Genomic DNA, 7,485 nt, shown 5'->3' on the forward strand with positions numbered 1-7,485 from the left:
AAACAATGGTGCGAATATTTTTCCGATGAACGCCAATATAGTATCGGTACTATCATCAGCGAAATGAACAAATTCTCCCTTAACAGAAATATTTTGTAATACCCAAACACCAATTGATGCAACTAAAATTATTGTACCAGCTTTGATGATGAACGATTTAACTCTATCCCAAGTTACATGCAAAATATTTGAAACAGTTGGTGTGTGATATTCTGGAAGTTCCATTACAAATGGTGCCGGTTCTCCAGAAAACGCCTTAGTTTTTTTCAAAATAAGTCCACTAACTATTACTGCTAAAATTCCTGTGAAATACAATAATGGGGCAAACCACCATTGACCGAAAATCGCTGCTGCAAATAATGCAATAATTTCTGTTTTTGCGCCGCAAGGCATAAATGATGCGACAATTATAGTCATTTTTCTGTCGTTTTCATTTTCAATAGTTCTTGTCGCCATAATTCCTGGAACTGAACAACCAGTACCAATTAAAATTGGAATAAATGATTTTCCAGATAATCCAAACTTTCTGAACATTCTATCCAAGATGAATGCAATTCTTGACATATATCCAATATCTTCCAAAATCGCAAGCAACAATTCTAGTGCAGCAATCAATGGCAAGAAACCTAATACTGCACCAACACCGGCAACAATACCATCAACAACAAGGCTTGTAACCCATTCGCTAGTTCCGATTGCTTCTAGTCCTTTTGTAGCTAGATTTCCTAAACCATCAGTCATTACAGTATCTGCCCACCAATCGTGGAATGGAGGTCCACCAACCACCTTTACCGCAATAAAGTAAACGGCTATCATTATCAATACGAAAATCGGTAATGCCAAAAATCTGTTAGTAACCACCCTATCGATTTTATCACTAGTAGTTAATCCATTTCTTCCTTTTTGTACAGAATTTGAAATTACTGAAGTAATGAATGTATATCTTTCATCAGTAATTATGGATTCACCATCATCATCGTATTCGTCTTCGATTTTAGAAACAATTTCTTCAACTTTTGATTTTTCTTCATCAGTCATTTCAATAACTTGCAATGCTTTTTCATCTCTTTCCAAAGCTTTTACTGCAAACCATCTTTTTGATTCAGAATTTTTTATAGATTCAACACTATTTTCTATTTCAACAAGTACATTTTCAATCTCATCGCTAAATGAATTGATTGATTTGTGATGAGTGTTTACTTGTTTTTGTGCAACTTCGATTAATTCATCCAAATTTAATTTTTTCAGTGCTGAAACTTCAACTATTGGAACTCCCATTTTTTCAGAGATTAGTTTTGTGTTTAATTTGTCGTTATTTTTCTTAACGACATCCATCATATTAAATGCTAAAACCATCGGAATTCCAATTTCAGATAATTGTGTCGCAAGATATAAGTTTCTTTCGATATTTGAAGCATCAACAACATCAATAATTACATCTGGCTTTTCATTTATTAAGTAATTTCTACTAACAACTTCTTCCAAAGTATATGGAGAAAGAGAATAAATTCCTGGTAAATCCGTAATTTTGATATCTTTGTTATTTTTTAAGGTTCCCTCTTTTTTTTCTACAGTAACGCCTGGCCAGTTACCAACATATTGGTTGGAGCCAGTCAATGCGTTAAACATCGTGGACTTACCACTATTAGGGTTACCTGCTAAAGCAATTCTGATTGACATAAGTCCTCCTAATTATTTATCTATAATTTCTATTAAAATATTTTCTGCATCATCTTTTCTAAGACTTAATTCATATCCTCTCAAATTGATTTGAACTGGATCTCCTAATGGTGCAACTTTTCTGATATAGATTTCTACATTTTTTGTAATACCCATATCCATTATTCTTCTTTTAACAGGACCTTTTCCCAAAATCTTAACAACCCTGTAGTATTTTCCTACTTCAGCGTGTTTAAGATTCATTTCGTTATCCACTTATGTACCCTCCTTAATTAAATATGATTTACCATAATTCTCATAGCTATATCTTTTCCAATAGCCACTCTTGAACCTTTTATTTTAACTATCAAATTTCCGTAACTTTCTGAAACAACAGTAACTACTGCTCCTTCAACAAAGCCCATATTATTCAATAATTTTTTTTGTGAATCATCTTTTATTTTTTTTATTTTTACGATTTCAAAATCTTCATTTAGCGGCACTAATGCCAAATTCATTTAATCACCTTCATTTAAACGTTTAAATCTATTACATTGATATTATATTGATAAAGAGTATTAATGTCAAGCGGAATTGAGAATTATTTTCTCTTATGTTTTCATTTGTTACAAAATTATTGCAATTTGCTAATAAAATTTACACTACATTTTATATTTGATATAATATCTCAAGAGATAAAAACAAAAAAGCGCCAGACCTTTACGGTTAACGAGGGATAGAGTTATCGAATTTTTCGGCGGGAGCTCTATAGGTAACACAGCCTTAGCATTTAACAAAGTTCAAGAGCAATTTTGAAACAAAAATAATGAAGTGTATCTCTAAAAAACTTGGAGGTAAATATATGTGCGGAATAGTATGTTATAACGGTGAAAAATCAGCCGTAGAAATCATATTAAACGGATTAAAATCTCTGGAATACAGAGGATATGATTCAAGCGGTATTTCTGTAGTAACAGACAAAATCGAAACAGTAAAAAGAAAAGGAAAATTACAAAATTTAATAGATTCTATCGGTGAAATCGACAACGACGCAAGTGTCGGAATTGGTCACATTAGATGGGCAACTCACGGTGAACCAAATGAAATTAACGCTCACCCACAAGTAAGTGAAGACCGCAAATTTTCAGTTGTTCACAACGGTATTATCGAAAATTACAAAGAATTAAAAAAAGAATTAGAAGATAATGGCTACACATTCAAATCAACAACTGACACAGAAATTGTGGTTGCTTTGATTAACCACTACTACAAAGACGATTTATTAGAAGCTGTAAAATCTACAATCAAAAGATTAAAAGGAGCTTATGCATTAGGAATTGTTTCAGAATACGAAAAAGACAAACTAATCGCTGTGAGAAAAGAATCTCCATTGATTTTAGGAAAATGTGACGACGGAATAATCTTAGCCAGTGATATTCCTTCCGTTTTAAAATATACAAGAGACATTGTGTATTTGGAAAATGGAGATATCGTAGAAATCGACAAGAAAAATTACACAATTTACGACAAAGATTTCGAAAAAGTAGATCGTGAAGTTAAAACTGTAGACATGACAATTGATCAAGCTAGTAAAGGTGGCTACGATCATTTTATGTTAAAAGAGATTCACGAACAGCCAGAAGTTGTTAAAAAGACTTTGGAAGTTAATGTAAAAAATAACGTAATAGATTTTGCAGAAAATTCATTAACTAAAGAAGAATTATCGAAAATCAATAAAGTATACATTGTTGCATGTGGTACAGCTTATCATGCAGGTGAAGTTGGCAAAGTTGCTATTGAAAAATTGGCAAAAATCCCTGTAATTACTGATATCGCATCAGAATTCAGATACAACGATCCATTTATAGATGAAAACACACTTGTGATTTTGATTTCTCAATCAGGAGAAACTGCTGATACATTGGCAGCTCTTAGAGAATCCAAAAACAAAGGTGCAAAAATCTTGGCAATTACAAACGTAGTTGGCTCATCAATAGCAAGAGAAGCTGACAAAGTTATCTACACTTTGGCTGGTCCTGAAATTGCAGTAGCCAGTACGAAAGCATACATTTCACAATTAGTTACAGTGATAATGTTGGCTTTGGATTTTGCAAAAAAATTAGGCACTATCGAAGATGTCGAATATTCAAAATACATCGAAGAATTAAAAACAATGCCTGAAAAAATAGATGAAACATTAAAATCAGAACCTATAACTGAAAAAATAGCTGAAGCTATCAAGGAAGATAAATCGATGTTCTTTATTGGACGTGGACTTGACTTCTTGAGTGTAAAAGAAGGAGCTTTGAAGTTAAAAGAAATATCCTACATTCACACTGAAGCATTCCCTGCAGGAGAATTAAAACACGGTTCAATCGCTTTGATAGAACAAAACACTCCAGCATTATCAGTTATTACACAATCAAAATTAGCTGAAAAGACAATATCAAACGTTCAAGAAGTTGTGACAAGAGGAGCTAAGGTATTCACAATCACAGTTGAAGGCAATGACAATATGAAAGACTTCTCAGAAGAAATCATCTTCATTCCTAAAACTTTAGAATTATTGTACCCTATACTTTCAGTAGTTCCTGAACAATTATTGGGATATCATACATCCTTGAAAAAAGGCTTAGACGTAGATAAACCACGTAACTTAGCAAAATCAGTTACAGTTGAATAAAAAATACGGAGTGCTCATTTTAAAGTGAGCACTCCTTTTTTGATGATTAATATTAAATTTTCTAGCTAAAATTTATAATTCTAAATTAGGATAAACTTTCAAATCAAGTCCGTCTTGTTTTCCGTTGATATAATCATAATATCCAGCAGTTGCAATCATTGCGGCGTTATCTGTACACAAGATTTTATCTGGGAAATACACTTGTATTCCTTTTTCTTCTGCTTTTTCCAAAACCCTGTCTTTTAATCTGGAATTTGCTGCAACCCCACCACTTAGAACGAAAGTTTTTTGGTTTTTTTCTTCTAATAATCTAAAAGATTTTTCTACCAAAACATCTATGACTGCTTCTTGAAAAGATGCTGCGACATCTTCTTTTATTATTTCTTCGTTTTTTTGATTTTTATTGTTCAAATAATTTAGTACAGCTGTTTTCAATCCACTAAAGCTGAAATCGTAACTGTCTTTTTCAAGCATTACTCTTGGAAAATCAATCGCTGTTGGGTTTCCTTGTTTTGCAAGTCTGTCAATAACAGGTCCACCTGGATATTCCAATCCCAACGCACGTGCAACTTTATCATAGCTTTCACCACAAGCATCATCTCTTGTAGACCCAATTATTTCGTAATTTTGATAATCTATAACATCTATTAAATAAGTGTGACCTCCTGATACAACCAAAGAAATAAATGGCGGTTCTAATTCTTTGTGGCTAATGTAGTTTGCACAAATGTGACCTTGCATGTGATTAACACCTACAAGTGGTTTCTTTAAACAATAGCTCAAAGATTTTGCACAAGAAATCCCAACCAATAATGCACCAATAAGTCCCGGACCTTTTGTGACGCAAATTACATCAATATCTTTCAATGTTAAATTCGCTTCGTTCAAAGATTGTTGCAAAATAGAATTCATCGCTTCTAAGTGAAGGCGACTCGCAACTTCTGGAACCACACCACCATATCTTTTGTGTACATCTATTTGAGAAGAAATCACATTACTCAACACTTCTCTTCCATTTTTTACAATCGCAACGCTTGTTTCATCACAAGAAGTTTCAATCGCAAGTGTAATTATATTTTCTTTAATATCATCCATATTCAACATCATCCTCAATGCGTCCTCTTTTGGAGTATCGTAATATCCGTTAATTCTGCCGTTTTTCTGAAATCCAAATTTTGTGTAAAGATTAATTGCCTCAAAGTTAGATTCTCTAACTTCTAAGAAAATATTTTTGACATTTTCCTTTTTGCAAAAATCCAACATGTATTTTATAAGTTCCGTTGCAATTCCTTGGTTTCTACAACTTTTCTTCACAGAAATTGTGTGTAACTCAGCTTCATCAACAACAACTGAAAAACCAAAAGTTCCTACAATTTCTCCGTTATTTTCTCCGACATAATAATGATTACATTCATTTTTCAAACAAGCTTCGTATCCTATTTTGCTCCAAGCATCAGAAAAACTCTCTTTTTCAATCACCACAACATCATCCAAGTCAAAGGCTGTCATCTCTCTAATTATCATTACTGTGTCTTCTTTCATAATCGCGTTGTGCTTGTGATTTTCTCACATAATCTGGGCTAAGAGTGTAATAGCTATCAAATGTTTCAGTTTTATTTGCCAAGTCGCAAATCGACCTTGTAATGCAATTATTCAATGAAGAATTTGCAAGGTGGAAATTATCCTTTGAATTGATTTCATCTACAAAAGAATACACTCCATCTCCAACGAAAATATATTCCTTATCATCGTCTAGTTTTTCTATCAAATCTTCAAAATAAATCAAATCATCTTCCATCAATCGTTCTAATTTTGAATCGTTAGTGAACATTGAGTAGTAAACCCTTCCACCTCTAGCATCTAAAATAGGAATAATAATTTTGTCAGTGCTGATCATATTTGCCAAAGCTTCCAATGTAGATATGCCGACGATTTTCTTGTCAAAAACTTGTGCAAAAGTCTTCGCAGTAGTCATTCCTATTCTAAGACCAGTAAAAGAACCTGGTCCTTTGCACACTGCAAACACGTCCACATCTTCAATATCTGTGTCTAATTTTTCAAGCATTTGCTCAATCATCAAAACCAAAGTTTCGCTGTGAGTTTTCTTTTGATTTATATTATAATCTCCAACAATCAGCCCATCTTCCATCAAAGAACAAGAGCTAATCATAGTTGAAGTATCAATCGCTAAAATTTTCATTTAATTCCTCTATAATTTCTTTTTCTCTTTTGTTGTTACCGTCAATTTTTATTTTTCTGGAAACATCACCAGTTTTTTCAATGTAAATCTCGATTAAATTTCTAGGCATATAAGACTGTGCCTGACTTGCCCATTCAATTATAGTAATTCCCTCAGGATACAACAACTCATCTATATCCAAGGATTCTATCTCCATCTCATCTTCTAATCTATACAAATCAATATGATTTAATTGAACATCACCATAGTATGTATTTACCAATGAAAAAGTCGGACTAGTTACATTGTCTTCAATTCCAAAACTTTTCGCAATGGACTTTGTAAGTGTAGTTTTTCCAGCTCCCAAATCACCAATCAAAGATATTACATCTTGTTTTTTTAAAGCTTTCGCAAAAACTTGTCCAAATTTTTCAGTATCTTTTAAATCATTTAAAATATATTCCATAAATATCACCAAATAAATTATATCACAACTGAACAACAACAAAAATGACCCATTATTTTAGATTAATGAGTCATTGTATATTTTATGAATTTTTACATGTATGTTATTGATTATTTTTTCAAAAATCTTGAAATTGGCTTGTAAAGTGCGATTGTAACTGCAGATACAATGATACCTTTTACAATGTTAAATGGCACGATACTGAAAAGCACGAACATCAATGGAGTGCCTGCCAATGAATTTACTTTCGCAAACTCTTTTGTAAAATCAACCAAATTAATTCCGTACAATGGGAAAATTACAAAATAGTTAGAAATACAAGCCACTATTGTGTAAGCCAATACACCGAAAACCAATCCAGTGATTGCTGATTTTCTGCTTTTACCTTTGTTGTAAATTGAACTTGCTACAACAACAAATACTGATGATAATATAAAGTTAGATAATTCCCCAACTCCACCAGTAGTTGTTCCGTTAATTATAAAGTTCAACAAAATC

Annotated in this window: 8 protein-coding genes and 1 pseudogene; 1 reads left to right on the forward strand and 8 read right to left on the reverse strand. The window is 32.5% G+C overall.

Annotation, left to right across the window (positions count from 1 at the left end):
- From feoB to KHW44_RS04495, 3 genes are all read right to left on the reverse strand, one after another.
- The coding region (feoB, locus tag KHW44_RS04485) for a ferrous iron transport protein B (RefSeq protein WP_304066484.1) at positions 1 to 1,680 on the reverse strand (1,680 nt) is incomplete at its 3' end.
- A gap of 12 nt (positions 1,681 to 1,692) precedes the next feature.
- Positions 1,693 to 1,923 (reverse strand): ferrous iron transport protein A, encoded by a 231-nt coding sequence (locus KHW44_RS04490; protein ID WP_035109672.1) that lies wholly within the window; start codon positions 1,921 to 1,923, stop codon positions 1,693 to 1,695.
- Positions 1,924 to 1,952: 29 nt separating this feature from the next.
- Entirely contained in the window at positions 1,953 to 2,177 is a 225-nt protein-coding gene (locus KHW44_RS04495; protein ID WP_002835135.1) for a FeoA family protein, read from the reverse strand.
- A gap of 344 nt (positions 2,178 to 2,521) precedes the next feature.
- Here KHW44_RS04495 and glmS point away from each other — a divergent pair, with 344 nt between their 5' ends.
- Positions 2,522 to 4,342 (forward strand): glutamine--fructose-6-phosphate transaminase (isomerizing), encoded by a 1,821-nt coding sequence (gene glmS, locus KHW44_RS04500; RefSeq protein WP_304066487.1) that lies wholly within the window; start codon positions 2,522 to 2,524, stop codon positions 4,340 to 4,342.
- A gap of 72 nt (positions 4,343 to 4,414) precedes the next feature.
- On the opposite strand, the gene tsaD is transcribed toward glmS, so the two are convergent.
- The 5 genes and pseudogenes from tsaD to KHW44_RS04525 form a co-directional block, all read right to left on the reverse strand.
- Positions 4,415 to 5,437 carry a tRNA (adenosine(37)-N6)-threonylcarbamoyltransferase complex transferase subunit TsaD gene (gene tsaD / locus KHW44_RS04505; protein WP_304066501.1) on the reverse strand — a complete coding sequence of 341 codons (1,023 nt, stop codon included), beginning with the start codon at positions 5,435 to 5,437 and terminating at the stop codon, positions 4,415 to 4,417.
- Positions 5,438 to 5,458: 21 nt separating this feature from the next.
- A pseudogene (gene rimI / locus KHW44_RS04510) lies at positions 5,459 to 5,884 on the reverse strand (ribosomal protein S18-alanine N-acetyltransferase); the annotation flags it as partial.
- On the reverse strand, positions 5,856 to 6,542 hold the full coding sequence (tsaB, locus tag KHW44_RS04515; RefSeq protein ID WP_304066490.1) for a tRNA (adenosine(37)-N6)-threonylcarbamoyltransferase complex dimerization subunit type 1 TsaB: 687 nt from the start codon (positions 6,540 to 6,542) through the stop codon (positions 5,856 to 5,858). The pseudogene rimI and the gene tsaB, both read right to left, overlap by 29 nt.
- Entirely contained in the window at positions 6,523 to 6,987 is a 465-nt protein-coding gene (tsaE, locus tag KHW44_RS04520) for a tRNA (adenosine(37)-N6)-threonylcarbamoyltransferase complex ATPase subunit type 1 TsaE (protein WP_225560478.1), read from the reverse strand. Before tsaE ends, tsaB begins: the two co-directional genes overlap by 20 nt.
- A 110-nt stretch (positions 6,988 to 7,097) precedes the next feature.
- A partial coding sequence (locus KHW44_RS04525) for an ECF transporter S component (protein ID WP_304066496.1) occupies positions 7,098 to 7,485 on the reverse strand: 388 nt, incomplete at its 5' end.

The sequence above is a fragment of the Finegoldia magna genome (assembly GCF_018371055.1).
Classification (GTDB): domain Bacteria; phylum Bacillota; class Clostridia; order Tissierellales; family Peptoniphilaceae; genus Finegoldia; species Finegoldia magna_I.

Excerpts from the sequence above, each read along its gene's own strand:
- glmS (WP_304066487.1), top strand. The coding sequence starts at position 2,522 with ATGTGCGGAATAGTATGTTATAACGGTGAAAAATCAGCCGTAGAAATC.
- KHW44_RS04490 (WP_035109672.1), bottom strand. The coding sequence starts at position 1,923 with ATGAATCTTAAACACGCTGAAGTAGGAAAATACTACAGGGTTGTTAAG.
- tsaB (WP_304066490.1), bottom strand. The coding sequence starts at position 6,542 with ATGAAAATTTTAGCGATTGATACTTCAACTATGATTAGCTCTTGTTCT.
- tsaD (WP_304066501.1), bottom strand. The coding sequence starts at position 5,437 with ATGGATGATATTAAAGAAAATATAATTACACTTGCGATTGAAACTTCT.
- KHW44_RS04495 (WP_002835135.1), bottom strand. The coding sequence starts at position 2,177 with ATGAATTTGGCATTAGTGCCGCTAAATGAAGATTTTGAAATCGTAAAA.
- tsaE (WP_225560478.1), bottom strand. The coding sequence starts at position 6,987 with ATGGAATATATTTTAAATGATTTAAAAGATACTGAAAAATTTGGACAA.